The 23,878-nt window shown below is 73.6% G+C and carries 24 protein-coding genes; 11 read left to right on the top strand and 13 right to left on the bottom strand.

The annotated features are described in order from the left end of the window. Positions 1-112: 112 nt before the first annotated feature. Genes Sco07f_RS10725 through Sco07f_RS10715 form a run of 3 tightly spaced genes read right to left on the bottom strand, consistent with a single transcriptional unit; the run spans position 113 to position 2,768 of the window. On the bottom strand, positions 113-775 hold the full coding sequence (locus tag Sco07f_RS10725; protein ID WP_108987684.1) for a response regulator: 663 nt from the start codon (positions 773-775) through the stop codon (positions 113-115). Then, positions 772-1,929 carry a sensor histidine kinase gene (locus Sco07f_RS10720; RefSeq protein ID WP_042825470.1) on the bottom strand — a complete coding sequence of 386 codons (1,158 nt, stop codon included), beginning with the start codon at positions 1,927-1,929 and terminating at the stop codon, positions 772-774. The genes Sco07f_RS10725 and Sco07f_RS10720 overlap by 4 nt, the downstream gene beginning before the upstream one ends. Further along, positions 1,926-2,768 (bottom strand): CPBP family intramembrane glutamic endopeptidase, encoded by an 843-nt coding sequence (locus Sco07f_RS10715; RefSeq protein WP_007445399.1) that lies wholly within the window; start codon positions 2,766-2,768, stop codon positions 1,926-1,928. Before Sco07f_RS10715 ends, Sco07f_RS10720 begins: the two co-directional genes overlap by 4 nt. Before the next feature lie 160 nt (positions 2,769-2,928). On the opposite strand from Sco07f_RS10715, the gene mmuM reads away from it, so the two are divergent. After that, positions 2,929-3,858, top strand: coding sequence for a homocysteine S-methyltransferase (gene mmuM, locus Sco07f_RS10710; RefSeq protein WP_108987683.1), 930 nt, complete (start codon positions 2,929-2,931; stop codon positions 3,856-3,858). A 1-nt stretch (position 3,859) separates the two neighbouring features. Here mmuM and Sco07f_RS10705 read toward each other — a convergent pair whose 3' ends face one another. From Sco07f_RS10705 to Sco07f_RS10665, 9 genes are all read right to left on the bottom strand, one after another. After that, positions 3,860-4,729, bottom strand: a complete 870-nt coding sequence (locus Sco07f_RS10705) for a DUF6282 family protein (RefSeq protein ID WP_108987682.1) — start codon at positions 4,727-4,729, stop codon at positions 3,860-3,862. Further along, positions 4,716-5,423 (bottom strand): RraA family protein, encoded by a 708-nt coding sequence (locus Sco07f_RS10700; RefSeq protein WP_108987681.1) that lies wholly within the window; start codon positions 5,421-5,423, stop codon positions 4,716-4,718. The genes Sco07f_RS10705 and Sco07f_RS10700 overlap by 14 nt, the downstream gene beginning before the upstream one ends. Continuing rightward, entirely contained in the window at positions 5,420-7,633 is a 2,214-nt protein-coding gene (locus tag Sco07f_RS10695) for an isocitrate/isopropylmalate family dehydrogenase (RefSeq protein WP_108987680.1), read from the bottom strand. The genes Sco07f_RS10700 and Sco07f_RS10695 overlap by 4 nt, the downstream gene beginning before the upstream one ends. Then, positions 7,630-8,559 carry a hypothetical protein gene (locus Sco07f_RS10690; RefSeq protein WP_108987679.1) on the bottom strand — a complete coding sequence of 310 codons (930 nt, stop codon included), beginning with the start codon at positions 8,557-8,559 and terminating at the stop codon, positions 7,630-7,632. Before Sco07f_RS10690 ends, Sco07f_RS10695 begins: the two co-directional genes overlap by 4 nt. After that, on the bottom strand, positions 8,556-9,488 hold the full coding sequence (locus Sco07f_RS10685) for a hydroxymethylglutaryl-CoA lyase-like TIM-barrel protein (protein WP_159106942.1): 933 nt from the start codon (positions 9,486-9,488) through the stop codon (positions 8,556-8,558). The genes Sco07f_RS10690 and Sco07f_RS10685 overlap by 4 nt, the downstream gene beginning before the upstream one ends. 250 nt (positions 9,489-9,738) lie before the next feature. Next, entirely contained in the window at positions 9,739-10,650 is a 912-nt protein-coding gene (locus tag Sco07f_RS10680; RefSeq protein ID WP_007387914.1) for a LysR family transcriptional regulator, read from the bottom strand. Positions 10,651-10,855: 205 nt separating this feature from the next. Continuing rightward, a complete protein-coding gene (locus tag Sco07f_RS10675; protein ID WP_108987677.1) occupies positions 10,856-12,187 on the bottom strand; it encodes a multidrug effflux MFS transporter in 1,332 nt (443 codons plus the stop codon). 82 nt (positions 12,188-12,269) lie between these two features. Further along, positions 12,270-12,467 carry a tautomerase family protein gene (locus Sco07f_RS10670; protein WP_007387912.1) on the bottom strand — a complete coding sequence of 66 codons (198 nt, stop codon included), beginning with the start codon at positions 12,465-12,467 and terminating at the stop codon, positions 12,270-12,272. 197 nt (positions 12,468-12,664) lie between these two features. After that, positions 12,665-13,522 (bottom strand): LysR family transcriptional regulator, encoded by an 858-nt coding sequence (locus Sco07f_RS10665; protein WP_239108937.1) that lies wholly within the window; start codon positions 13,520-13,522, stop codon positions 12,665-12,667. Between the two features lie 371 nt (positions 13,523-13,893). Here Sco07f_RS10665 and Sco07f_RS10660 point away from each other — a divergent pair, with 371 nt between their 5' ends. The 10 genes from Sco07f_RS10660 to Sco07f_RS10615 all read left to right on the top strand — a co-directional run bounded on the left by Sco07f_RS10660 (position 13,894) and on the right by Sco07f_RS10615 (position 22,828). Then, positions 13,894-14,730, top strand: a complete 837-nt coding sequence (locus Sco07f_RS10660) for an alpha/beta fold hydrolase (RefSeq protein WP_159106941.1) — start codon at positions 13,894-13,896, stop codon at positions 14,728-14,730. After that, entirely contained in the window at positions 14,727-16,322 is a 1,596-nt protein-coding gene (locus Sco07f_RS10655; RefSeq protein WP_159106940.1) for an amino acid adenylation domain-containing protein, read from the top strand. Before Sco07f_RS10660 ends, Sco07f_RS10655 begins: the two co-directional genes overlap by 4 nt. After that, the gene (locus Sco07f_RS10650; RefSeq protein ID WP_108987674.1) at positions 16,319-16,582 is read left to right on the top strand and encodes an acyl carrier protein; all 264 of its coding nucleotides are present in this window, start codon (positions 16,319-16,321) and stop codon (positions 16,580-16,582) included. The genes Sco07f_RS10655 and Sco07f_RS10650 overlap by 4 nt, the downstream gene beginning before the upstream one ends. After that, positions 16,579-17,739, top strand: coding sequence for an acyl-CoA dehydrogenase family protein (locus tag Sco07f_RS10645; RefSeq protein WP_108987673.1), 1,161 nt, complete (start codon positions 16,579-16,581; stop codon positions 17,737-17,739). Before Sco07f_RS10650 ends, Sco07f_RS10645 begins: the two co-directional genes overlap by 4 nt. Before the next feature lie 140 nt (positions 17,740-17,879). Then, a complete protein-coding gene (locus Sco07f_RS10640) occupies positions 17,880-19,067 on the top strand; it encodes an acyl-CoA dehydrogenase family protein (RefSeq protein ID WP_108987672.1) in 1,188 nt (395 codons plus the stop codon). Then, entirely contained in the window at positions 19,064-19,615 is a 552-nt protein-coding gene (locus tag Sco07f_RS10635; protein WP_159106939.1) for a flavin reductase family protein, read from the top strand. The genes Sco07f_RS10640 and Sco07f_RS10635 overlap by 4 nt, the downstream gene beginning before the upstream one ends. 58 nt (positions 19,616-19,673) lie before the next feature. Beyond that, positions 19,674-20,096 (top strand): aspartate 1-decarboxylase, encoded by a 423-nt coding sequence (gene panD, locus Sco07f_RS10630; RefSeq protein WP_087789120.1) that lies wholly within the window; start codon positions 19,674-19,676, stop codon positions 20,094-20,096. Further along, positions 20,093-20,827 carry an SDR family NAD(P)-dependent oxidoreductase gene (locus Sco07f_RS10625; protein WP_108987670.1) on the top strand — a complete coding sequence of 245 codons (735 nt, stop codon included), beginning with the start codon at positions 20,093-20,095 and terminating at the stop codon, positions 20,825-20,827. The genes panD and Sco07f_RS10625 overlap by 4 nt, the downstream gene beginning before the upstream one ends. Before the next feature lie 67 nt (positions 20,828-20,894). Next, complete coding sequence (locus tag Sco07f_RS10620; protein ID WP_108987669.1) at positions 20,895-21,707, top strand: phytanoyl-CoA dioxygenase family protein; 813 nt, start codon at positions 20,895-20,897, stop codon at positions 21,705-21,707. Further along, on the top strand, positions 21,704-22,828 hold the full coding sequence (locus tag Sco07f_RS10615) for a zinc-binding dehydrogenase (protein WP_218030731.1): 1,125 nt from the start codon (positions 21,704-21,706) through the stop codon (positions 22,826-22,828). Before Sco07f_RS10620 ends, Sco07f_RS10615 begins: the two co-directional genes overlap by 4 nt. A 58-nt stretch (positions 22,829-22,886) precedes the next feature. On the opposite strand, the gene Sco07f_RS10610 is transcribed toward Sco07f_RS10615, so the two are convergent. Next, entirely contained in the window at positions 22,887-23,714 is an 828-nt protein-coding gene (locus Sco07f_RS10610; protein ID WP_244942029.1) for a helix-turn-helix domain-containing protein, read from the bottom strand. Positions 23,715-23,878 lie beyond the last annotated feature (164 nt).

Raw genomic sequence — 23,878 nt, 5'->3', positions numbered from 1 at the left:
CCGCCGCGGGCCACGATGGCCCGCGGCCCGCGGTTGGCGGAGCGCGCCGGGCTGTTCGCATCCGGCGCCGGACTGCCGTCGGGGGGGGGTGCGGCGGCTCCCGTGCGACGGCTCAGGTCACCAGCCCGTGCCGGTAGGCGAAGACGACCGCCTGGACGCGGTCGCGCAGGTCGAGCTTGGTGAGGATGCGGGAGACGAAGGTCTTGACGGTCTCGGGGCTGATCACGAGGGTCGCGGCGATCTCGCTGTTGGAGAGCCCGTCCGCGATCAGGCGCAGGACCTCCGTCTCCCGCGGGGTGAGCGGGAGGTCGCGGGTGGTGCTGCCCTCGGCGGGCCGGATCCGGGCGGCGTAGCGGCCCACGAGGCGGCGTGTCACGTCGGGGTCGAGGAGCGCGGCGCCCATGGCCACGGTGCGGATGCCGTGCAGCAGCCGGTCCGGGGGCGCGTCCTTGAGCAGGAAGCCGCTCGCGCCCGCGCGCAGCGCCTCGTAGACGTACTCGTCGAGGTTGAACGTCGTGACCACGAGCACCTTGACGGGGTGCTGCACCCCGGCGCCGGCCAGCAGCCGGGTCGCTTCGAGGCCGTCGAGGACCGGCATGCGGATGTCCATCACCACGACGTCCGGGCGCAGTTCGCGTGCCAGGTCGACCCCGGCCTGCCCGTCCCCGCACTCTCCGACCACCTCCAGGTCGGGCTGGGCGTCGACGATCGTCGCCAGGCCGGTGCGGATCAGTGCCTGGTCGTCGCAGATCACGACCCGGACCGGCGCGCTCATGCCGTGCTCCCCCCGGGTATCCGGGCCCGGACGACGAATCCGCCGCCTCCCGGACGGTCCGTGCTGAACTCGCCGCCCAGTACGTCGACGCGTTCCCGCAGGCCGGCCAGGCCCCGCCCGCTGCCGCCGGGGGACGCGGCCCCCGTGCCGGAGCCGTCCGTGCCCACTTCCACCGTGATCTCTCTTTCTCCGTGGCGCACCAGGACGGAGGTCTGGGCGCCGTGGTCGTACTTGAGGGCGTTGGTCAGGGCCTCCTGCACGACGCGGTAGGCCACGAGGTCGGAGCTGCCGGTGGCCGCCGCCGGGGTGCCCTCCTCGGTGAACTCGACCGGCTGCCCGGCCCGGCGCGTCTGCTCGACCAGGGTGAGCACCCGGCCGACGGGTGGCGTCCTGGGCTCGGCGGTGCCGTGGTCGGGGTTGAGGAGGTCGAGCAGGTGCCGCAGGTCGGTGATGGCGCGGCGGCCGGTGTCGCTGACGGCGGCCAGCGTCTCGTCGAGCCGGTCGGGTGCGGCGGTCAGGTAGCGGGCCGCCTCGGACTGGACGACCATCGCCGTGACGTGGTGGGTCACGACGTCGTGCAACTCGCGGGCGATGCGGGTGCGTTCGGCGGTGCGGGCGTCCTCGGCGACCCGCCTGCGGCGTTCGTCCTCCGCGGCGCGCGCGGAGCGCATCCACGCGCCGATGCCCCATGCCAGGGCGAGGATCAGGTAGAAGGTCACGTACTCGACCAGCGTCTCGTCGCCGCCGCGCGCGTTCAGCCCGACGGCCATGGCCACGTAGGCCAGGGTGCCGGCGATCTGCGTGGCACGCCGGTACTTCTCCTGGTGGGAGCCGGCGTTGATCAGCACGATGGGGAGCGCGGCGCCCGCGAACAGGTGGTAGCCGCGGAGTTGGTCGAGGGCGAAGCCGACCGAGACCAGGGCGAGGCAGACGAGTGTCCACCGGCGCCGCACGGCCAGGGGGATGGACTGGAGGACGGCCGCCACCCCGGCCAGCGCGTCGGCGGGGCGGGTCGGCAGGCCGCCGATCTCCGTGCCCTGTCCCTGGAGCGAGGGCACCAGCGACGCGAGGAGCAGCAGCATCCCGAGCGGGAGGTCCCGGACCGTGACGTCGAGCCGGTGCCACCGCTCCACGATCCCTCGGCGATCGATCACCGGGGCAGTGTAGCGGCGGAGTCGACGCCCGCGGCACGCCGTCGCGAGCCGAACGCCACGATGTTCCCGCGCCGGTGCGCCAGCCACAGGAAGACCAGGGTGAGCAGCACCCCGAAGCCCACCGAGTACACGCTGCCCTCCGGGCCGAAGTCCCCGCCGGTGAGCAGCTTCGGGCCCGACACCGTGGCGTCGAGCAGGCCCTCGCTGTCGCCGTTGCCGGAGACCACGGTGCTGAAGACGCCGCCCGCGGCGAAGTTCCAGCCGAAGTGCACGCCGATCACCAGCCAGAGGTTGCGGGTGGCGGCGTAGGCGGCGGCGAGCATGAAGCCGGCCTCGACGGCGATGGCCAGGGCGCCCCACAGGGTGGCGTCCTCGTTGAGCAGGTGCATGAGGCCGAACACGATGCCGGTCAGGCCCAGCGAGAGGTACGTGCCGATGTGCTCCTCGATAATCCGGAACAGGACCCCGCGGAACACGACCTCCTCGGTCGCGGCGGCGGCGGCCATGAACCCGACGAGCCCGATCGCGCCCTGCACCGAACCGAGTCCGTCGACCTCGTAGTACCCGGAGGCGAAGAGGTTCGTGATGACGGCCCCGAACAGTCCGAAGCCGATCAGTGCTCCCCAGCCGGTCTTGGCCGCGGCGCCCTCCCGGGCCACGTCCAGGGCCTGCCGGCGCTCGGTCCGCCGCACCACCCAGGCGTACACGAACACCACCAGCGCGGCCGACGTGAGACCGACCACCAGCGTGAGCCAGTCGTTGTCCTTCACCGCCTGGACGGCGATGCCGCCGAGGGCGTACGCCGCCAGCACGGCCAGGAACTGCCACACGAATCTCACGGGAACTCCTTGGTAGGGCCCGTGACTCGAGTGCCGCGGGCTGCCATGGACGCTACGGATCCGGCGGCCGGAGATCGTCACCTCACGGTGGACACCTGTGTGTAGCTCGCACGGGGGACAAGGGCCCGGAACCCGGGTGGGCTCGTCGTAGCCTCGTGCCATGACCAGCGACTTCGCCGACGCCCTCGCCTCGGGCCCGCTCGTGCTCGACGGCGGGCTGTCCAACCAACTGGAGGCGGCCGGGCACGACCTCGGCGACGCGCTGTGGTCGGCGCGGCTGCTCGCCGACGACCCGGAGGCGATCACGCGGGCCCATCTCGCCTACTTCGAGGCGGGCGCCGACGTGGTGATCACGTCCAGCTACCAGGCCACCTTCGAGGGCTTCGCCCGGCGCGGCATCGGCGGGCAGCGGGCGGCCGAACTGCTGGCGCTCAGTGTGGAGTCGGCCCGGGAGGCGGCCCGCCGGGCGCGGGTGGGCCCGGCGGGCGGAGCGGGCCGCCGACTGTGGGTGGCTGCGTCGGCGGGCCCGTACGGGGCGATGCTCGCGGACGGTTCCGAGTACCGGGGTCGGTACGGCCTCGACGTGGGCGAGCTGGAGCGCTTCCACCGGCCCCGTCTGGAGGTCCTGGCCGCCGCACGGCCGGACGTCCTCGCGCTGGAGACGGTCCCGGACACCGTCGAGGCGGTGGCGCTGCTGCGGGCGGTGCGCGGTCTGGGCGTGCCCGCCTGGCTGTCGTACACCGTCGACGGGGACCGTACCCGGGCGGGCCAGCCGCTGGAGGAGGCCTTCGGCCTGGCCGCCGAGGCGGAGGAGGTGGTCGCGGTCGGCGTCAACTGCTGTGCTCCCGGGGACGTGTCCGGCGCGGTCCGGACCGCCGCCCGGGTCACCGGGAAGCCGGTCGTCGCCTACCCCAACAGCGGGGAGGTCTGGGACGCGCGGGCGCGGGCCTGGCGGGGGCGTTCGCTGTTCGCGCCCCGGCTGGTGCGGGAGTGGCGGGCGGCCGGGGCCCGGCTGGTCGGGGGGTGCTGCCGGGTGGGGCCCGACGCGATCAGGTCGATCGCGTCGGCGCCCTCCTCGGATTCGTCCTGACTCACAGCGAGAGCATCGCCAGGGGCGTGTCCCGGGTGACCTCCTCGACGCGTCGCGGGGTCAGGCCGGCCCGGTCGAACCACTCGGCGCTCCGGGTCAGCCAGGGGGTGATGTCCGGCTGGGACGGCTGGCCCAGGTCGGAGCTGTAGACGACCCTCGGCAGCAGGGTCAGGACGTCGGCGAGATCGCTCCAGGGCTGGTAGCCGAGGAGGTGGGTCAGGGCGGTCTGTTCGGTGAAGACCTGTTCCGCGCCGACGAGATCGGCGAGGTCCTTGCAGGTCAGCCCGGTCATGGGGTTGGCGGGCTGGTTGAGCATCAGGCGGGGCAGGTCGAGCCGTACGGCCTCCTCGATCAGCAGTCGCACCTCGTGGCCGTCGGCGTGTCCGGTGGAGACGACCACGGGGAGGTCCCGGGCGGCGCGCAGGAGTTCACGGACGTCGGGGCGGAGCGTGCCGCTGTCGTCGGTGACGGTGAGCGGACGCTGGCCGCCGGCGAGCAGGGGGTGGGAGGGGGTGCGGGCCAGGCGGCTGCGGTGCGCCCGGCCGGTGACGGTGGGCAGGTGGACGATCAGCCGCAGGCCGCTGTCCTCGCCGTGCTGGACGACGGCCTGTTCCACCGCCCTGGGGTCGAAGCCGCCGGCCAGGTCGTTGAGGACGATCGAACCCGAGACCGGCAGGCCCTGCTGCCGGGCCTCCCATGCCTGGGCGGCGGTGGATCCCAGGTGGTTCTTGAGCACCACCCAGCCGCCGTGCTCGGCGTAGCGCGCGGCCGCGGTGGTCGCGGTGTGGCGCCGCACGTACGCGTCGGGGCCGCAGTGGTAGTGGACGTCGATGAAGCGGGCGGTCCGCGCCCCGCCGTCAGCGGCCGTCATGGCGGCCCCCGTCCTCCCACGGGCGCGCGTAGCCGAAGCGGGCGCGGGCCCCGTCGAGCCGGTCGCCGTCGAGCACGGCGGCGCGGATGCGCGCCTCGGTGCGGTCGACCGCCTCGGCACGGCGCAGGACTTCTCCGGCCAGCGCGGCGGGCACGCGCAGCGCGCCGTTGTCGTCGGCGACGATCCAGTCCCCGGGGTCGACCGTGGTGCCCGCCACGTCCACGCTCACGCCCGTCCGGTCCAGGACCACCCGGTTCTTGCCGCTGACCATGGTGACGCCGGTGCTGAACAGGGGGTAGCCGGCGGCGCGGCTCTCCGCCACGTCGCGCACGGAGCCGTGGACGACGGTGCCCGAGACGCCGCGGTGCAGGGCGACGGAGCTGAGCAGGGAGCCCCAGTTGGTGCAGGTGAGGCTGCCGCCGTTGTCGACGACGACGACGGAGCCGGCCGGTACCTCGTCGATGTAGTCGGCCGCGTTGCGAAAGCCCCGGGCGTCGGGGTCCAGCGGGCGGTAGCGGACGGTGAAGGCCGGGCCGCAGGCGAGGGTGCCCGGAGTGCGCGGGCGGATGCCCGGCAGGACGCACGGCGGGGTGCGCAGGCTGTCCATGGCGTCGGAGAGGGCGGCGGTGTCCAGCCGCGCCAGCCTCCGGCGCAGCTCGCCGGTGTCGCCGGAAGGTGCGGTGGCGGTGGTCATGCTGGGTCCTTCGGGTGGGGGTGGCCGGTGAGGTGCCGGGTGAGGGTCCAGGCGGCGTACTGGGCGGCGCAGGCGGTGACTTCGGCGCCCCGGTTGGGGACGGTCAGGGTGTCCGTCCGCTCGTCCGTCCCGTCGCGCACCGTGCAGTCCAGGGCGACGGTGCCGGTGTAGGTCGTCCGGTCCCCGCCGTCCCACCGGCCGGACAGGGTGACCCGCAGGGAGCGCGAGCCGTCGCCGGTGGCGCGGGCGCGGGCCAGTTCGGCGGCGAAGAGGCCCCCGGTCAGCCGGTCGTCCACGTCCAGGACGACGTCGTGCTCGTCCAGCACGGCCGCCAGTTCCTGGACGGCGGTGCGATCTCGGTCGGTGACGACGTGGCGGGCCAGCGTGGCGTCGAGGCGCCGCGCGAGGTCCGCGGCGTCCTCGGGCGGGCAGGTGACGCGGATGTCGACGTAGGGGTAGTGCCAGCGGTAGGCGGTCCTGGCCGGGCCGCCGTACTCCTTGACCAGGGCGTCGACCAGGGCGGCCGCGTCCGCCTCGATGACGCCGAGGGTGCGGCGGAAGAGGGTGGTGGTCTCGGGCGGGCGGGGGATGTGGGGCAGGCCGTCGCGCAGCGACTCCTCCAGCATGGGCAGGCATTCGCGCGGCGGGCCGGGGAGCATGAGGACGGTGCTGCCCTGCGTCTCGGCGCGGCAGCCCCAGGCGGTGCCGTTGGGGTTGGGCAGCAGTTCGGCGTCCTCGGCGAACAGCGCCTGGCGGCGGTTGTCGTCGTGGACGGCGACGCCGAAGCGGGTGAGGCGGGCCACGACGGACTGCCAGGCGTCCTCCCGGTGTTCCAGCGGCCGGCCGAGCGCCCGGGCCACGGCGGCGCGGGTCACGTCGTCGGAGGTGGGGCCGAGTCCGCCCATGACCACGACGACGTCGTCCCGGCCCAGGCAGGAGCGGACCGCGTCGGCGATGCCGGCCTCGTCGTCGCCCACGGTGTGCCGGGCGCGGACCGGGATGCCGCGTTCGGCCAGCAGGCGGGAGGCGTGGCCCGCGTTGGAGTCCTCCAGGTCGCCGCGCAGGAGTTCGTCGCCGACGGTGACGACGGCGGCGGTCGGGGCGTGCGGGAGCGCGCGGCAGGCGTCGACGACCGCCTCGGCCGCCTCGGCGGTGGTGGCCGAGCCGCCCAGGTCGTAGGTGACCCGGTCGCGCCGGCGGGTGACGTGCCGTACGGCGTCCTTGACCGCGCCCGCCTCCTCGGTGAACCCGAGGTGGTCGAGCATCAGTCCGACGGTGAGGAACGCGGCCGTGGGGTTGGCGCGCTGCCGGCCCGCCAGGGCGGGGGCGCTGCCGTGCACCGGTTCGAAGTAGTTGCCGTTCTCGCCGATGTTGGCGCTGGGCGCCAGGCCGAGTCCGCCCATGACGCCGCCGCCGAGGTCGGAGAGGATGTCGCCGAACATGTTCTCGGCGACGATCACGCCGAACCGCTCCGGGCGCCGGGTCATCCACAGGGCGACCGCGTCCACGTTGAGCACCTCGTACGGGATCTCCGGGTAGTCGCCGGCGATGTCTTCGAGGCGGTTCAGGACGTACGCGCTGGAGTCGCGCAGGACGTTGGGCTTGTCGGCGAGGGTGACCCGCCCGTAGCCGTGGGTCCGGGCGGTCTCGAAGGCGAAGCGCAGGATGCGGTCCAGGCCGTGCGCGGTCTGGAGGCGCACGGAGGCGGCCGCCCCGGTGCGGGTGGAGCGGCGGACGTTGGGGTGGTCGGCGACCAGCGGCCACAGCGCGTCCGGCACGGGGCTGAAGTCCAGGCCCGCGTACAGGCCCTCGGTGTTCTCCCGCACCACGCAGTAGCGGTACGGGGTGGTGCCGCCGAGGTAGTTCTCCACCGGGCGCAGGTTGGCGAACAGGTCCAGGCGGCGGCGGAGCTGGATGATCGGTGAGACGTACCGCGGGGCGCTCGCGCGCAGTTCGGGGGCGAGTTCCGCCAGTGCCTCGCCGCGCGGTTTGGTGGTGGTGGCGCCGAGCAGTACGGCGTCGCTGCGGTCGATCAGGTCCCAGGTGCGGTCCGGGACGGGGGTGCCCTCGGCGCGCCAGCACTCCCAGCCGATGTCGCCGAATTCGAGGTCGAGGGGGAGGTCGAGGGCGTCGATCACCGGCAACGCGGCGTCCAGCACCTCCGGTCCGATTCCGTCGCCGGGGAGGACGGCGACGGTCTTGCGGTTCATGTGAGTTCAGCTCCCAGGAAGCGGGTGAGGGTGTGCCGGACGAGGTCCGGCCGGTCGGCGTGCGGGCGCATCCCGGCCCGCGGTACGGCGACGAGGCGGTGGTGCGGCAGCGGTCCCGTCGCCAGGTGTTCGCGCCCGACGAGCCGGGACCGTTCGCCGTACACGTGCCGCAGCGGCCCGGGGAAGTCCCGTACGGGGAGCCGGGCGTCGGCGTCGTGCAGCAGGCGCAGTCCGGCGGCCAGCCGGCGGGCCGCCGCCGGTTCGTCGGCCGCGGGGGTGCGGGCGGGGGCGTCCGGCGCGGGGGTGTGGGCGGGGGCGTCCGGCGCGGGGGTGTGGGCGGGGGCGTCCGGCGCGGCGGGCCGCTGGTGAGCGGCGGCGGCCGGTCCGTCGGGTCCGCGCACCACGTCCTCCAGCAGGCGGGTGGCCGCCGGCAGGCCCTCGGCGTCGGCCGTCGCGGCGATGCGTTCGAGTGTGGTGTTCAGCCGGTGGTCGGCGACCGTGGGTCCGGAGAGCAGCAGCACCTTGGCCCGGTGGGTCCACTCCTCGCCGAGCATGCCCTGGACGACGGCGCCGCCCAGGGCGTTGCCGACGAGGACGTCCGGGGGCGCGTGCCCCGACGGACCGTGCACGCCGGACGCCGGGCCCGGGTCCTCCCGCGGTGCGAGGTACCGGACCCAGCGGTGCACGAGGCTCCCCAGGTCGTCGCCGTCGCGCAGCAGGGACAGGGTGTCGTAGATCGTGACCCGGTGGCCCGAGTCGAGGAACGGGCCGGCGATCCGCCGGAAGAACGCGCCGTGGTCCCACCGAGCGAGGACGGGGGCGAGGACGATCGCGTGGCGCGGGGCGCCGGCCGGACCCAGCACGGCGTGGGCCGGGACCGGCGCCGTGTCGTGCGTGGGCTCGGACGGTGGACCGGGCCGGGTCACCGGGCGCCGGTGGCGGTGAGTTCGCGGGCCGCCGAGAAGGCGTCCGAGATACGGCCCTGGGGGAGCTTGGCGCGCTCCTCGACGGACAGGTCGAAGTGGCCCAGGACCAGGTCGGGCAGGGGCAGGGAGGGTGCGGCTTCCGCGAACTCGCCCTCCATGCGGTGGGCGAGGGCGAGGATCCGGCCCAGGTCGTGGCCCTCGGTGCGCCCGCCCCGGCCGAGGTAGGCCAGCCACTGTTCGGTGACGAGGTTGCCCGGCCCCTTGCCCATGCCCAGGACGGAGGAGTCGATCCACGTCGCCCCCGCTTCCACGGCGGCGATGGCGTTGGCCAGGGCCAGTCCGAGGTTGTTGTGGGCGTGCAGGCCGATAGCCGCGTCGGTCACCGAACGGACCAGGGTCACCAGCCGGGAGACCTCGCGCGGCAGCATGCTGCCGTTGGAGTCGGCCAGGTAGACGACGTCGGCGCCCGAGTCGCCCGACATGGCCGCCAGTTCGGCCAGGCGGCGGCCGTCGAGCTGGCTGACGCGGGTGATGTTGACGGTGGTGGTGAACCCGAGGTCCACGGCCCGGGCGAGCAGGGCGAGTCCGGCCTCGGGCGTACCGGAGGGCAGGCAGAAGCGCACCATGCGCGCGCCCGCCTCGTACATGCGTGGCAGGTCGTCCTCGGTGATGTTCTTCGGGTGCACGATCATGCACAGGTGCTCCGGCGGGACGACCTCGGCGAGGGCGCGTATGTAGTCGTCCGCGCCCAGTCCGGTCCGGCCGATGCCCGGCCGCGGCTTGAACGAGCCGTTGCGGTAGCCGATCTCGATCCACTCGATGCCGGCCGCGACGCTCTCCCGGACGTGGTGGCGTGCGTAGTCGAGCGGGAAGTCGAAGTTGTTGCGGTAGCCGCCGTCGCGCAACGTCACATCAAGATTGATGACCATTTCTACCCCTCCATGAATGGCGCATGCAACAGGCGGGGCGACGGCCCGCGCGGCTTTCCGCACGGGCCGACAAAGAATTGGGAAACCGTTCATTCTGTTGCGGGGGGTCCCGATGGACCCGCTCCGCATCACCCCGTTGATAAACCGCGAAGAACTTCGATATTCAACCAGCGTTGCACTGAAGGAAGTTCTTCGACACGGGACACGCTATCCCACGATGCGAGCGCGACCTTAATGCCCGGGTAAAGAATCAGACGGAGGTCTCTTTACCCGCGGACTTCCCATGCACGCGTGCACTGGTTTCGGTCAGCAGTTTCAGCCGTTCGGGATCCGCGTCCGCCCGCAGGGCCAGGGACATGCGAATGGCGACGGGCTCGCCGTCGAGGGGCAGCACCGCGACGCGGCGCGAGGAGACGGTGCCGGCCGCCGCCGGGTACATCGGAATCCAGCCGCCCGCCCCCGCGCCGATCTCGGCGAGGGTCTCCTGAAGACCGGTCGAGGGCGGGCCGAGGGCGGGCTCGAAACCCGCCTTGCGGCAGGCGAGGACCACCGTGTCGAAGAGCACGGGGTTCTCGGCGCGGGGGGCGATGCGCAGCGGCAGGCGGGCCAAGTCGGCCAGGCGCAGCCGGTCCCGGCCGGCCAACTCGTGCGCGGCGGGCAGCGCCACCACGAGCGGGTCCTGCCAGAGGCTGAGAAGCAGCAGGCCAGGAGCGCTTTCGAGGCCGCGGACGAAGGCCGCGTCGAGGCGTCCGGCACGCACCTCTTCCAGCCGGGTGTGGGCGTCCAGGGTCTGGAACTCGAAGCGGGTCCCGGCGCCCCGGTCGGGCAGCGCGTCCAGGAAGTCGTCGAGCCGCTGCCCGAGGGCGGAGCTGATGCCGACGCGGAAGGTGGCGTCGCCCTGGGCGGCCAGCCGCCGGGCCGTCGCGGCGAAGGAGTCCATCGCCCTGAGCACCTCACGGCCCTCGGGCAGCAGTGCCCGGCCGGCGGGCGTGAGGGTGACGGTGCGGCCCGAACGGTCGAAGAGTTCGGCGCTCAGCTCGCGCTCCAGGCGGCGCACCTGCTGGCTGACCGCGGGCTGACCGATATGCAGGCGTTCGGCCGCGCGGCCGAAATGCAGGTCTTCGGCGACCGCGACGAAGTATTGAATCTGACGCAGTTCCACGGTGTCCCCCTCTGCGGCCGGCGACCCCTTTACGGAATATGCCGAACACAGGCGGGTGGGGGCGCCGCGAGGGAAATCCTCGCATACCGCGGAGCGGCACCTCCCGGGGGAGGGCCGCTCACGGCGGGCAGCGACACGACGGGTTCTTCGGGTGGCGGTTCGGTGAGGATTTCGCCGATGCCGCGACGGAACCGGTCCGGTCCTTTTACTCGGCGACGGCCTCCTGAACCTCCTTGGGACGCTCGCCCGAGTCGGTCGCGGCGGTCGCGGCGGTCACCACGGTCGCGGCATCGTCGGACCGGGGGCTCCCGGTCGCGCGTCGCCGGGCCGCGAGCCACAGGAAGAGGGCGAACAGGACGACGCCCACCATCGACGCGGCCAGCACGAACCAGCCCAGCGCGAGGAGGTCACCGGCGGGCAGCCTGCTGGTCAGGTAGATGCCGAGCGAGGCGCCGAGCAGTTGCAGCGCGCCCATCAGCCCGGACGCCGAGCCGGCCGTCGTACGGAAGGCCGTCACCCCGGCGCTCATCGACAGCGGCAGCAGGAAGCCGTTGCCGAAGGTCATCACCGGCATGAAGACCAGCACCAGCAGGCCCCACCGCCCGCCCGCACCGCTCAGTCCCAGCCCGAGCATCAGCAGCGCGCCGGCCAGGAAGAACCCGTGACCGACCCACAGCAGTTCGTCGATGCGACGCCTGCGGACCAGGGAGCGCGAGGTCAGGTTCCCCGCCACGTAGGCGACCGAGACGGTGATGTAGCAGTAACTGGTCGTCTCGGTCGCCAGGCCCATCTTCTGGAAGACCAGCGGCGAGGCGGCCAGGTAGCCGAAGTAACCGCCGTAGGCGACCGCGAGGTTGACGGTGTAGGCCCAGAACAGCGGGCGGGTCAGCAGGCCGGGGTAGCCCTTGAGCGTGGCCGCCAGGTGCTTGCTGCGCCGCTGCGGCGGCAGGCTCTCCGGGATGCGCGCGACCATGACGACCAGCGTCGCCAGCCCGATCAGCGCGGTCACCGCGAACGGGGCCCGCCAGGAGACGTACGAGGTCAGATAGCCGCCGATCAACGGCGCGACGGACGGGGAGACACCCACGATCGGCATGACCGTGGCGAAGGTCCTCGCCGCGTCCTTCTCCTCGTACAGGTCGCTGATCACGGCCCGTCCGAGCACCATGCCGGACCCGGCGCCGAGCGCCTGGAGCAGGCGCCCCGCCCCGAAGACCTCGATGGTGGGGGCCGCCGCGCAGACCAGGGAGGCGGCGACGAACAGGCCGAGCCCGAAGACGATGACGGGTTTACGCCCGTACGCGTCCGAGATCGGACCGTAGACCGCCTGCGAGACGGCAATGCCGATCATGAACGCGCTGAACGTCCACTGCACGGACGCGACCTGGGCACCGAAGGCCTGCGCGGTGTCGGGCACGCCCGGCAGGTTGATGTCGGAGGCGAACAGACCACCGGCGTTCAGCGAGCACAGCACGGCCAGCAGCAGCCCGTAGGACGTCCGCGCGGGTCTCGGTACCGGTGTCGATGCGGTTCTCATGGCGACTCTCTGCGAAGGGGGATGCCGTCCCCGGCGGGAACGAGGGGGACGGGTTCCCGGCGGGAACGGCGGCTGCGGGCCGTCAGCTCCTGGCGGCGCGGGCGGCGAGGGTGTCCCCGCCGATCGACCAGCTGTCGGTGGCGATCTCCTGCACGGTCACCCACACGCTCTCCGGCTTGCTGCCGGTGGCGTTCACATAGGCGTCGGTCAGGGCGCGCACCAGCTCGCTCTTCTGCTCGGCGGTCTTGCCGGGGGTCTGCTGCACGTGGATCAGGGGCATGACGTGCTCCGGGGTTCGTTCTGGACTGCGGACACAACGGCTTACGCCCCGGCGCCGTGGGCCGGGGTGTCGCTGTGGTCCAAGTCCAGCACCGGGCGTGGGGCCGTCCAAGACGCAGTCCGCTCTGGCCACGATCACGAATCGTGATGAGACGCCGCTCGGGGGCCGCGGACGCGGCCCCGTGTCCCGGCCGCCGGTCAGGCGGGCTGCAACTCCTCGGCGGCGCGCCAGGCGTGGTCGGTGAAGCGGGCGGCCTGGGGGTGGGCACCGTGCGAGGGATAGGTGAGGTAGGCGGGCACGGTGGGTGCGCCGGTCAGCGGCATGATGCGCACCGAGGGGTGCGTGTAGCGGCGGGCGGCGGAGACGGGTGCGGTGCCCACGCCGAGGCCCACGGCGACCTGCTCCAGCCATTCGTCGAAGTTGCGGCACTCGGAGCCGACCACGGGCCGGCTGCCGGCCGGCCACATGTCGGGAAAGGTGGTGCCGCTGACGATGTTGACGATCAGCGGCAGCCCGGCCAGCTCCGCCCAGTCGAGTTCGCTGCGCTCGGCCAGCTTCCAGCCGGCGGGGACGGCCGCACTGCGCGGCTCCTCGTAGAGGAGGACACCCCGCAGCCCCTTCGGCAGCGGCGCGCTGCGCAGCAGGGCCACGTCCGCCCGGCCGGTGTCGAGTCCGGCCCGGGGGGTGTCGCAGCGGATGAACTCGACCCCGGTGCCGGTCGCCTCCGTGAACCGGGCGGCGAGCCGCGACAGGCCCTCGGGCAGTCCCCAGCTGAACCCGACGCGCAGTGTGTCCCCGTTGCGCAGGTCGGTCAGCGCGCAGTCGAGTTGGCGCAGAAGCGGGACGACGGCTTCCCGCAGGGCCTCTCCTTTGCCGGTGAGTTCCGTTCTGCGGGTGGTGCGCTCGAAAAGCCGCACGCCCAAAGACTCCTCAAGTGTCCTGATATTGCGCGTCAGGGTCGGCTGGGCGAGATGCAGCCGGTGTGCGGCGGCCGTGAAACCCCCCTCCTCGGCAACGGCCAGGAAGCAACGGAGGTGACGCAGTTCGACATTCATTCGTTGAGCGTATAGGTGGTTCGGTAACGTCATTTCTCCCACACCTTGCGCGGCGTCTAGTCTTCGTGGTGCCGCCGGGCGGACCGTGCGCTCGACGGCAACGGGGTTACTGTGCAGCGATATTGACGTGCACCGTCAATCGACATGGCGCAAAGATCGACCAAAGGGCGAGCAAAGGCGCCGGCTTCCGGCCGTCCCGCGGACGCGATGTCCGCCCACCCCCGATGGTTATTCCCTCAACTATTTCCGTTCGGCTTCCCGGCGCATTGCCGGGGCCTCGGCCGCGTCACCGGATACCGGCACGGCGCGCCGTCCGTTCGCCCTGCCCGAATGCCCGCTCCGCCACCGTAAACACTGAGAAGGATTGTGCTGTGCCGGTCATCACCATGCGCAACGGTCCCTTGGAACACGTCGTCATCGACGGCGATCCCGACCTCTCCCCCCTGGTCTTTCTGCACGGCGGACTCGGCTGCCTCGCGGCCTGGGGACGATTCCCCGCCCGGCTCGCCGCCGCCACCGGACGCCGTGCCCTCGTCTACTCCCGCAACGGCCACGGCGGCAGCGGACCCGACCCGCTCCCCCGCACCGTCCGCTACATGCACGAGCACGCCCACGAGGTGCTGCCGGAACTGCTCGACGCGCTGGGCATGCGCCGCCCCGTCCTGGTCGGCCACAGCGACGGCGCCTCCATGGCGCTGCTGCACGCGTCGGCGCACCCGGTACGGGCCGTCGTCGGGATGGGCCCGCACCTGTACTTCGAGGAGGAGAACCGCCGGGGCATCGAGAACGCCCGCGCCTCCTACGCGGCGGGTCCGCTCGCCCGGAAGCTGGCCATGGTGCACGACGACCCCCGAGGGGTGTTCGACCGCTGGAGCGGGGTCTGGCTCTCGCCCGCCTTCCGCGACTGGTCCATCGAGGGCGAACTCGACGTCACCGCACCGGTGCTGGCGATCCAGGGCGACGCGGACGAGTACGGCACCCTGGCCCAGGTCGACGCGGTCGAACGCGCGGTGGACGGCCCGTTCGTACGCCTGGTCCCCGAAGGCTGCGACCACTACCCCCATCTGGTCCGGCCCGGACTCGTCGTCGACGCCGTCCGCGGGTTCCTCGCCGAACCCGCCACCTCCGCCGCACACGCCGCACACGCCGCACACGCGGCGCACGCGGCGCACACCGATCGGATACCGTCCGCGGGAGCCGGCCGGTGACCGCGACGACCACGCCCCGCCTCGACGCCCTGCTGGCCCGCGCCGCACGCGACCACCCCGGGCGCACCGCTTTGGAGGGCGCCGGCGAGAGCTGGACGTACGCCCGGCTGGAGCGGGCCGTCGACGCGCTGGCCGCCCGGCTGGCCGCCACCGGCGTCGCCCCCGGCGACCGGATCGGCGTCCACGCGCCCAAGTCCCCCGCCACCGTCGTCGCCCTGTACGCGGTGCTGCGGGCCGGCGCGGTGGCCGCACCGCTGGACACCGCGGACCCACCGGAGCGAACCGCCCGGATGATCCGCAACGCGGGTCTGTCGGCGCTGCTGACCGTCGACCGCACCCTGACCGGGGCCCGCCGGGCCGTCGCCCGCGCCCGCGACGGCCGCCCCTGCGACGACGCGCCGGCCACCGCGGAGGCCCTCGACCACGGCCTGCACCTGCTGCGTTGCCTCGGCCCCGACGAGCGGCCGGCGCCACTGCCTCCGCCGACCGACCAGGGCGGCTACATCCTGTTCACCTCCGGCAGCACCGGCTGGCCCAAGGGCGTCCTGCTCTCGCACGAGAACGTCGCGCACTACGCGCTGTGGGCCGCGCGGGAGTTCGGGCTCACCCCGGACGACCGGATCGGCTCGCAGGCCGCCCTCACTTTCGACCTGACCACCTTCGACCTGTTCAGCGCCGCCGCCGCGGGAGCCTGTACGGTCCTGATGCCGGACCCCTTGCGGGTCTTCCCGCGGGACGTCGTCGCGTGGCTGACCGAACAGCGCGTCACCGCCTTCATGGCCGTGCCGTCCCTCTACCACGCCATGCTCCAGCAGGGCGGTGTCGCGGACGCCCCGCCGGCCACCCTGAGGATCGCGGCCTTCGGCGGGGAGCCGTTCGCCCCCGAACTGCTCGAGCGGTACCTGAGGTTGTTCGACGGGGTGCCGTTCTACAACCTGTACGGGCCCACCGAGACCAACGCCTGCACCTACTACCGGGTGCCGGCCGACTGGACGGCCGGCCGGGAACTGCCCATCGGCCGGGGCATCGGCGGCGTCCACGTCGACGTGCTCGACGACGAGGGCCGGCCCACGGACGGTGAGGGCGAGATCCACATCGCGGGCCCCGTCGTCTTCCAGGGCTACCTGCGCGGCGGGGCGCCCGAAGACCCCACCGTCACCGCCGTCTTCCGCGACGGCGTCGCCCGCCGCGCCTATGCCAGCGGTGACCTCGGCCGGATGCGGCCCGACGGACAGGTGCTGCTGCGCGGCCGGCGCGACCACCAGGTCAAGCGGCGCGGCCACCGCATCGATCTGATGGACGTGGAACACGCCGTCCTGGAGCTGAAGCAGGTGGGCACCGCCGCCGTCGTCGCCAAGGAGGGCCCCCGCGGCCCGGACGGCTCCCGCACCGTCGAGATCTGGGCCTACGCGCAGACGGATGCCACCGAGCACGAGGTCCTGGCCGCGCTGCGCGGCGTACTGCCCAAGCGGATGCTGCCCGACCGCGTCGTACCGCTCACCACCCTGCCCACCACCACCAGCGGAAAGGTCGACCGCCGCGCCCTGAGCGGCACGGCCGGCCCCGCGCACCCGGAGGACGTCACCGTATGAACAGCGTCGAAGAACTCTGCGTCCTGATCGGCAGCCGCATCACCTGGGGCCCCGGCGAGGACGCGAGCTCCCTGACCGCCGACACCCCGCTCCTCGAGATGGGCCTGGTCGACTCGCTGGCGATCATGGAGATCGTCGCGGCGCTCGACAAGGAGGCCGGCGTCACCCTGCCCGACACCGAGATCGTCGCCGCCAATTTCCGCAGCCCCAAGGCGTTGTGGGCCGCGATCGAGAGCCTCGCCGTCGAGGGCCGCCCATGAGCGCGACGACCACCGCGGCACCGCGCTCGTGCGCACCGGAGACCGAAGAGATCGTCGACGCCCACCGGGACCTGGCCGCGCCGGTGGCGGAGCGGATCCGGGACGCGGACTTCACCGCCGGGTGGAGGGCGATGGCCGACCTCGGTGTGCTCCGCCTCGCCCCGCCCGACGCCGCGGCGCCCGGACCGGTCACCCGCGCGCTCGCCATGATCGAGGGCATCGGGCTGGCGGGCGTCGACCCGGGCCTGTGCTACGCGCTGGCCTCCCAGGTCTTCGGGATGCAGTTCCCGCTGCGGGCCACGCTCCCGGCAGCGGCCTGGGACGCGGTCGCCGACGTCCAGGACGGCCGGACCCTGCTCTGCCACGCGCTGACCGAACGCGGGGGCGGCAGCGACCCGTTCTCCATGGAGACCCGCGCCGTGCGCGACGCCGACGGCTTCGTGCTCGACGGCGCGAAGACGTTCATCACCGCGGCGCCCGTGGCCGACCGGGCGATCGTCTTCGCCCGTACCGCCCCGGGGCGCTCACCGTTCGCGCTGTCCGCCTTCCTCCTCCCCCTCGATCTTCCGGGGGTCCGGCGCGGCGAGACCTTCGCCAAGACCGCGCTGCCGACCGTGCCGATGGGAGAGCTGGTCTTCGAGGGCGCCCGGCTGCCCGCGGGCGCGCTGCTCGGCGAGGAGGGTTCCGGGCTGGCGGTGATGGCCTCGACCACCGCCTGGGAGCGCTCCGTCGTCCTCGGGTACGCCCTCGGCCCGATGCACCGTCTGCTGACGCGCACCGTCGAGTGGGCCGCCGGACGGGACCACTTCGGCCGGCGCATGGGCGCCAGTCACCAGGTCGCCGCACGCGTCAGTGACATGGCCCTGGCGCTGCACCGCTCCCGCGTCCAGCTCTACGCGATGGCCGCCCGGCTCGACGCCGGCACACCCGCCCGGCAGCTGGCCGCCGAGGCCGCCCTCACCAAGATCTCCGTGTCCGAGGACTACGTGCGGATGACCGAGCACGCCACCGCGTTGTCCGGAGTCCGGGCCTTCCTGCCCGGCTTCGACCTCGCCGCGGACCTGTCGAGCCCCATGGCGGCCCTCACCTACGCCGGTCCGAACGACCTGCTCCGGGTGGCCGTGGCACGGCAACTCGGGCTGCCCGTCGAGAACTGACGGGCCGACGGCCCCTCACCCGTCAACCGGCCGATCGACACCGCGACCGGCCGGCATCCGACCGGCCGAGAACCGACCGATCGAGACCCGGTCGGCAGACGACCCACCCACCGGCCTGGCACCGACCCCCAAGGACTTCGATGACGCTGCCGACCCACTTCGACGATCTCCTCAAACTCGCCGCGGACACCGGCTCCGTGATCGCCCCGCTCGCCGCCGGCACCGACGCCGCGGACGACGACGGCCACGAGGCCTACCGCGTCCTGCGCGAGTCCGGGCTGCTCGCCCTGCTCGTGCCCCGGGAAGCCGGCGGCGCCGGCCTCGGCTTCGGCGACTACTGGCGGGTGCTGGCCGAACTCGGCGCGCACCACGGCGCCGCGGCCCTCGGCTTCAACATGCACCACGTCGTGATCGGCGCGCTCGCCGAAGCCGCCGGGACCCGGCTGTCCCCTGCCGCCGACGCCTTCCGGACCTGGATGCTGGGCGAGGTGGTGGACGGGCGCAAGATGTTCGCCTCCGCCACCTCAGAGGCGGGACGCGGCGCGAAGCTCCGCGGCATGCGGACCCGCTACCGCCGCTCCGAGGACGGCACGCACTACGTCCTCAACGGCAGGAAGGACTTCGTGTCCCTGGCCGGCGCCGCCGACTACTACGTCGTGGCCGCCGCCGACGGGGACGACGAGGGGACCGCCGAGGTCTCGCACTTCGTCGTCGCCGCCGACGACCCGGGCGTCGGCTTCGGCCCGGTGCGGCACATGTCGGCGATGTACGGCACCAGCACCGCGCCGATGACGCTGGACGAGGTGGCGGTGCCCCGCTCCCGCCTCTACCTCGGCGTCGAGGGCATGTCCCTGTTCAAGGTGGTGCGCGAGCCCCACTGGATGTTCGCCGGCTACACCGGCGCCTACCTGGGCATGGCGGAGGCCCTCTACCGGCACACCGTGGACCGTGTCACCGCCGCCCCCGGCCGCGCCGGCTCGCCCGTCGTGCAGCAGGAACTGGGCCGGATGTCCGCCCGTCTGCGGGCCGCCCGCGCCCTCGTTCACGAAGCCGGTGACCTGGTCACCGCGGAACGCGGCAGCCTGGAGGCCAACGCCATGGTGCACGCCGCCAAGTACGTCGTGGGCGAGACCGGCCCGCGACTCGCCCAGGACGCGCTGCGGCTGTGCGGCTCGGCCGCCGTCAGCCGCGGTCAGACGCTGGAACGGCTGATCCGCGAGGTCCAGTTCGCGCACGTGATGCCGGCCAAGCCGCACGAGTGCCTGGAGTACCTCGGAAAGGCCGCGACCGGCGTCAACCTCTACGACGCCCGGACCTTCTCGTGGTGACCCCCGCGAGCACCACCGCCTCGATGACCCCCGCGCCCCACGCCGGGGACGAACACGCCGTGCCGCACGACGCCTTCCGGGCCCTGATGGGCTCGCACCCCGGCGGTGTCGCCGTCGTCACCACGGCCGACGCGCGGGGCACACCGTACGGCTTCACCTGCACCGCACTGTGCTCCGTCTCCCTCGATCCGCCGCAGTTGCTGGTGTGCGCGGCAGCCGGCGGAAGCACCCTGCCCGTCCTCGCGGCCCGCGGGGCCTTCACCGTGAACCTCCTGCACGGCAGCGGGCGACGCGCCGCCCAGGCGTTCGCCGGTCCGGCCGCCGAGCGGTTCACCACAGTCCCCTGGCGGCCCGGGCACCTCACCGGACTGCCGGTACTGCCGCAGGACTCCCACGCCACCGCCGAGTGCCGAGTCGCGCGGACGGTCCCGGCCGGCGACCACACCATCGTGATCGGCGAGGTCCTGCACACCGAGACACACGTCCCGGCCGCCGAGGCCGCGCCCCTGCTGTACGGCATGCGCCGCTACGCGACCTGGCCGGTCTGACCCGGCCGCCCCGGCCCGCACCGTTCCGTCCATCTCCCCGCCCCGTGAAGGAGTCCGCATGTACCGCACCCTGATGAAGTCGAAGATCCACCGCGCCACCGTCACCCAGGCCGACCTGCACTACGTCGGCTCGGTCACCGTCGACTCCGACCTCATGCACGCCGCCGGCCTGCTCCCCGGCGAGAAGGTCGACATCGTCGACATCGACAACGGCGCCCGGCTGTCCACGTACGTCATCGAGGGCCCGGCCGGCACCGGCGTCCTCGGCATCAACGGAGCCGCGGCCCGGCTCATCAGCCCCGGCGACCTCGTCATCCTCATCGCCTACGCCGCCATGACCGACGAGGAGGCCGCCTCCTTCGTTCCCGACGTCGTGTTCGTCGACGAGCACAACGCCGTCGCCGGCCTGGGCTCGGACCCGGCCGAGGTACCCGCGGGCTCGGGTCTCAAGCGCGGCGACCTCGTCGCCGAGGTGTCATGACCCTCGCCGTGGTCAGCGGCGGCACCCGCGGCATCGGACGAGCCCTGAGTCTCCGGCTCGCCGCCCTCGGGCACCGGGTGGTCGCCCTCTACCGCGGTGACGACGACGCCGCGCGGCGGACCGAGAAGGCCGGTGACGGCCGGATCGAGGCGCTGCGCTGCGACCTGGCCCGGCCGGAGGAGGTCCGGGCGGTCTGCGCGTCGCTCACCGCCCGCCACGGGGCACCCTCCGTGCTCGTCAACAACGCCGGTGTCAACCGCGACCGGCCGTTCCTGTCGATGACCGACCGGGACTGGGACACGGTCCTGGCCACCAACCTCTCCGGTCCCTTCCACCTGACCCACGCACTGGCCCCCGCGATGGTGGAGGCCGGCGGGGGCTGCGTCGTCAACGTCGCCTCCACCACGGCGATCCGGCCGCGCGCCGACGGCGCCAACTACTGCGCGAGCAAGGCGGGCCTGCTCCAGCTCACCAGGTGCCTGGCCCTCGAACTCGCTCCGCACGTCCGGGTCAACGCCCTGCTGCCCGGGTTCACCGACACCGAGGAGGTGACCGAGCGCTACCGCCTGGACGACCCGGAGCGGCTCGGCGCCGTCCTGGACGCCATTCCGCGCGGCAGGCTCGGCACGGCCGAGGACATGGCCGACGCCCTGGAGTTCCTGGTGAGCGCGCGCAGCGGCTACGTCAGCGGGCAGCAACTCGTCGTCGACGGCGGCCACTTCATGGGATGACCTCCGCATTGTCCCCCGTCCCCGTCCCCTGTCCCCCCGTCCCCCGACCAACCAGGAGAAGAAGCGCATGCGACTGACCCAGCAACAGGCCGTCGAATACCACGAGCGCGGCTTCCTCATGCTCGAATCCCTCCTCGACGCTCAGGAGGTGGAGACACTGCGCGCCGCCTTCGAGCGCGACGCGAAGGTCCCCGGGCCGCAGGTGGTGACCGAGGACGGCGGCACGGAGGTCCGCGCCGTCTACTCCTCGCACCAACGGCAGCAGGAGTACGCCGGACTGGTCCGCGACCCGCGGATCCTGGCACCGGTGCGTCAACTGCTCTGCGACGACGTCTACGTCTACCAGTTCAAGATCAATGCCAAACCGCCCTTCGGCGGCGACAAGTGGGCCTGGCACCAGGACTTCCTGGCGTGGCGCATCGCCGACGGTCTGCCCGCCCCGCGCCAGGTCAACATCGGCGTCTTCCTGGACGACGTCACCGAGTTCAACGGCCCGGTCATCTTCCTGCCCGGCTCGCACCGGCGCGGACTGGTCCGGGAGGGCCGGTCGGCGTCCGCCAGGTCCGAGCAGCACCTCGACCCGGACGACATATCGCTGTCGCCGGGGCAGCTCGCGGAGTACGTGGACCGCCACGGCATGACCAGCCCCAAGGGTCCCGCCGGCTCCGTCGTGCTGTTCTCCCCGGAGATCGTGCACGGCTCCTCCCCCAACATGTCGCCGTTCGCACGCCGGCTGCTGATCGCCACCTACAACGACACCGCGAACCTTCCGCGGCCGGAGGGCGAGCCCCGTCCGGAGTACGTGGTGTGCCGGGACACCGCGCCGCTGCGCCCGCTGGCGGCCCCGTTCTCCCAGGTACCGTGCGCGGTGGCGTCGTGACCGCCCGCGCCGCGACGGCCGCCGCCACCGGACGCGCCGTCGTCCTGGAGGAGTTCGGCAAGCCGCTGTCGCTGCGGACGTTCCCGCTGCCCGGGCCGCCCGCCGGCGGCATGGTCGTGGCCTGCGGCTACGGCGGTGTCTGCGGGACCGACCTGCACCTGTGCCAGGGCCACCTGGACATCCCGGTCCCCCTCGTCCTGGGCCACGAGGGGCTGGGCGTCGTACGGGAGCTGGGTGCCGGCACCCACCGGGACGCCGCCGGGACACCACTGGCGGCCGGTGACACGGTGATGTGGGCGTCCTCCATCTCCTGCGGGGTCTGCCCGCCCTGCCGGCTGCACCGCGAGCCGACCCTGTGCGAGCGGCGCCGCACCTACGGCGTCAACCGGGCCCTCGCCGACGGGCCGGAGCTGTCCGGGGCCTGGGCCGACCACATCGTGCTCCAGCCGGGCACCGCCGTGATCAAGGTGCCCGACGGCACGGACCCGCTCGCCGCCATGTCGCTGGCCTGCGCCGGGCCCACCGTGGCGCACGCGCTGCACGAGAGGCGGCCGGTGCGGCTCGGCGAGACCGTGGTGGTGCAGGGCAGCGGTCCGGTGGGGCTGGCGGCCGCCGCCTTCGCGCAGCTGGCCGGGGCCGCCAAGGTGGTGATCGTCGGCGGCCCGGCCGGCCGGCTGGAGCGGGCCGCCGACGCCGGTATCGGTGACGTCCACCTGGACATCGCCGGTGCCGACGATCCCGCGGACGTCCTGCGCCGGGCGCGGGCCGCGGTCGGCGGGGACGGCGCAGACCTGGTGATCGAGTGCGCCGGTGTGCCGGCCGCCGTCGGCCAGGGCCTGGGCCTGGCGCGCCGGGGCGGCAGTTACCTCGTCATCGGCCAGTACACCGACGCCGGGGACACCACGCTCAACCCGCACCAGATCGTCCACCGGCAACTCGACGTGGTCGGTTCCTGGGCCTTCACCGGTGCCCATCTCGTCGAGTACGTGCGGCTGCTGCCCGCCCTCACCGGCCGGTTCGGCCTGGCGGGCCTGGTGACGCCGTTCCCGCTGGAACGGCATGCCGACGCGCTCGACGCGGTCGCCGACGGGTCGGTGATCAAGGCCGTACTCACGTCCTGACGCCGCCCGTCCCGGTGCACCCGACGGCCCGGCAGCCGCCCCCCGCGCGGCCGGGCCGTCACCGCTGCCCGGCGAGCAGCTCCAGCCCCTCCTCCGTCGCCCGGTCGTCGGGCAGGTAGGCCAGCAGGTGGTGGCCGGGCTCGTCCACGGCGGCGAGTTTGACGTACCGCAGGCGGAGATCGCCGGCCACCGGGTGCCGGAAATGGCGGACGGCGGGGTGGAACGCCGCCGTCTCCCGGCGGCCGTACCAGCGGGCGGCGTCCGGGTCGTGCAGCAGTTCCCCGGTGATCTCGGCGTACCGGCCGTCCTGCGGGTGCCGGGCCGCCTTCGCCCGGAACTGGCCGAGCAGACTCCGCGCCTCGGACTCCCAACTGGCCAGCAGCGTACGGGCGGGCGGCCAGCGGAACACCAGCCACAGCAGGTTGCGCTGCTTGGGCGCGAGCCGTGCCAGGTCGGTCAGCAGCCCCGAGTAGCCCGCGTTCCAGGCCAGCAGGTCCCAGTGCGGGTCGAGCACCGCGGCCGGATGCGGTGCCAGCGACTCCACCAGCGACAGCAGGTTCGGCGACACCCATCCCGGCGGCGGCCCGGCCGGCGCGGCCCGTTCGACGAAGGACAGCACGTGCGCGGTTTCGTCGGCGTTCAGCCGCAGGGCTCGCGCCAACGACCGCAGCACCTGCTCCGACGTACGGACCCGGCCCTGCTCCAGCCAGGCGTACCAGGACGCGCTGACGCCGGCCAGCTCGGCGACCTCCTCGCGCCGCAGTCCCGGGGTGCGCCGTCGCGGTGAGCCGGGCAGCCCCACGTCGGCCGGCCCGAGCCGCTCCCGGCGGGAGCGCAGGAAGGCTCCCAGCTCGCGCCGCGGGTCGCCGGCTCCCCCGCCGTTCACGTCCTCGGTCCTCCTCGGTTCTCCCCGCGCCACCGGCCCGGGCCGGCGCGACGCACCGCGCCCCAGGCTGTGAGCAAGGGTAATCGGCTGCGGGGCCGGGCGGGCCGGCCGCGGTGATGAGCTGGACAGGCCGGTCGGACCGTCCGGCGAACACCACTCGAGGA

The sequence above is a fragment of the Streptomyces coelicoflavus genome (assembly GCF_003112555.1).
GTDB classification, from domain to species: Bacteria; Actinomycetota; Actinomycetes; order Streptomycetales; family Streptomycetaceae; genus Streptomyces; species Streptomyces coelicoflavus.
Note: the sequence above shows the minus strand (reverse complement) of the source record. Positions and strands in the feature narration are given on the sequence as shown.

Coding starts and splice junctions, on each gene's coding strand:
- Sco07f_RS10725 (WP_108987684.1), bottom strand. CDS start 775: ATGAGCGCGCCGGTCCGGGTCGTGATCTGCGACGACCAGGCACTGATC.
- mmuM (WP_108987683.1), top strand. CDS start 2,929: ATGACCAGCGACTTCGCCGACGCCCTCGCCTCGGGCCCGCTCGTGCTC.
- Sco07f_RS10705 (WP_108987682.1), bottom strand. CDS start 4,729: ATGACGGCCGCTGACGGCGGGGCGCGGACCGCCCGCTTCATCGACGTC.
- Sco07f_RS10700 (WP_108987681.1), bottom strand. CDS start 5,423: ATGACCACCGCCACCGCACCTTCCGGCGACACCGGCGAGCTGCGCCGG.
- Sco07f_RS10695 (WP_108987680.1), bottom strand. CDS start 7,633: ATGAACCGCAAGACCGTCGCCGTCCTCCCCGGCGACGGAATCGGACCG.
- Sco07f_RS10685 (WP_159106942.1), bottom strand. CDS start 9,488: ATGGTCATCAATCTTGATGTGACGTTGCGCGACGGCGGCTACCGCAAC.
- Sco07f_RS10675 (WP_108987677.1), bottom strand. CDS start 12,187: ATGAGAACCGCATCGACACCGGTACCGAGACCCGCGCGGACGTCCTAC.
- Sco07f_RS10670 (WP_007387912.1), bottom strand. CDS start 12,467: ATGCCCCTGATCCACGTGCAGCAGACCCCCGGCAAGACCGCCGAGCAG.
- Sco07f_RS10665 (WP_239108937.1), bottom strand. CDS start 13,522: ATGAATGTCGAACTGCGTCACCTCCGTTGCTTCCTGGCCGTTGCCGAG.
- Sco07f_RS10650 (WP_108987674.1), top strand. CDS start 16,319: ATGAACAGCGTCGAAGAACTCTGCGTCCTGATCGGCAGCCGCATCACC.
- Sco07f_RS10645 (WP_108987673.1), top strand. CDS start 16,579: ATGAGCGCGACGACCACCGCGGCACCGCGCTCGTGCGCACCGGAGACC.
- Sco07f_RS10640 (WP_108987672.1), top strand. CDS start 17,880: ATGACGCTGCCGACCCACTTCGACGATCTCCTCAAACTCGCCGCGGAC.
- panD (WP_087789120.1), top strand. CDS start 19,674: ATGTACCGCACCCTGATGAAGTCGAAGATCCACCGCGCCACCGTCACC.
- Sco07f_RS10625 (WP_108987670.1), top strand. CDS start 20,093: ATGACCCTCGCCGTGGTCAGCGGCGGCACCCGCGGCATCGGACGAGCC.
- Sco07f_RS10620 (WP_108987669.1), top strand. CDS start 20,895: ATGCGACTGACCCAGCAACAGGCCGTCGAATACCACGAGCGCGGCTTC.